Raw genomic sequence first — 1,344 nt, forward strand, 5'->3', positions numbered from 1 at the left:
GTGAGGTTCACCCCGAATGGTGGACAGGGGTTCAAGCAGCCTTGGCTGCGTCTGTCAGGGATTGCTCGTAGCCTATGGGGCTGAGCATCCCGAGGGCGGAGTGCCGCCGATCATGGTTGTATCTGTGGATCCAATTGTCAACCGCAGCAACGAGTTCAGTCTTTGAGGCGTAGACGTGCCGGTAGTACGATTCGTGTTTGTAGGTCGACCAGAATGATTCGGCGGGGCTGTTGTCCCAACAGATTCCGGTATCGCCCATCGACCGTTTCAACCCGTGACGGTGGCAGGCTTGCACCGTCGATCCCGCGGTGAACTCGCCCCCGCGATCGGAGTGCAGCACAGTCCCGGCCACCGGATGCCCGCGCACTGCTACGGCCTGGTCGATCGCCTGGCACACGACGTCGGAACCGATGTGATCGGCGATGACGTGGGCGAGCACGCGGCGGGAATGCCCGTCCCGGATCGCGCACAGATACATCTCACCCTGCCCGCAGGTCAGATACGTGAAATCGGTCGTCCAGACCGCATCCAGGCGCCCCTGGTCGAAGTCACGGCGCACCAGATCCGGCGGGAACGACGCCGCCGGATCGACCACGGTCGTTCTCACCTTGAAGGTGCGCGGACTGATGCCTTCGATCCCGATCCGCGCCATGATCGCCGCGACGGTCTTGGCACTCACCTTCTCGCCGCGTTCGCGGAGTTCGGCGGTGATCCGCGGAGAACCGTAAGTACCGTCGGACTCGGCGTGCACGTCCATGATCTTCACCGTCAGATCGGCACGACGCTGCTGACGTGGCGTCGAAACCGTTGCCGCCCTGCGCTTCACATGCATGTAGTAGCCCGACGCCGACACACCCAGCAGGCGTGCCATCCGTCGGATCGAGAACCGTTGTCCCGGTTTGCCGGTGCCCGCGGTCTCGGCGATGTCGTCGGAGCCGGCGTACTTCGCCATCAGATCGAACCGGGCCGGTTGTTCTGCATCGCGGCAAAGTACGCCGAAGCTTTTGCCAGGAACGCGTTGTCCTTCTCCAGCTCGCCGACCTGTCTGCGTAAACGCAGCAACTCGGCCCGCTCGGCCCCGTCCAGAGGTTTCTCGCCCCCGACCTCGGCCGCGGCGATCCTGCGCCGCTCGTCCTTGACCCAGGTACTCAACACGGTCTCATGAAGACCGAGCTCACGCGCGACCACGGCGATCGGACGACCGGAATCGATCACCCGATGAGCAGCCTCGACCTTGTACTCGGCCGAAAACGACCGACGCTTGCGAGGAGGCATAACGAACATCCTTACCAGCAGAACAAACGATCCTGCTAACTCGGTGTCCACTCCCCGGGGTGAACCTCA

2 protein-coding genes are annotated in these 1,344 nt (G+C 63.2%); both read right to left on the reverse strand.

The genetic code is table 11. The features are described from left to right. Positions 1 to 31 precede the first annotated feature (31 nt). The gene (locus ON19_RS30870; RefSeq protein WP_043700807.1) at positions 32 to 952 is read right to left on the reverse strand and encodes an IS3 family transposase; all 921 of its coding nucleotides are present in this window, start codon (positions 950 to 952) and stop codon (positions 32 to 34) included. Then, the gene (locus tag ON19_RS30875) at positions 952 to 1,326 is read right to left on the reverse strand and encodes a transposase (RefSeq protein WP_157229899.1); all 375 of its coding nucleotides are present in this window, start codon (positions 1,324 to 1,326) and stop codon (positions 952 to 954) included. The genes ON19_RS30870 and ON19_RS30875 overlap by 1 nt, the downstream gene beginning before the upstream one ends. Positions 1,327 to 1,344 lie beyond the last annotated feature (18 nt).

Source organism: Nocardia abscessus NBRC 100374 (assembly GCF_000308455.1).
GTDB lineage: Bacteria > Actinomycetota > Actinomycetes > Mycobacteriales > Mycobacteriaceae > Nocardia > Nocardia abscessus.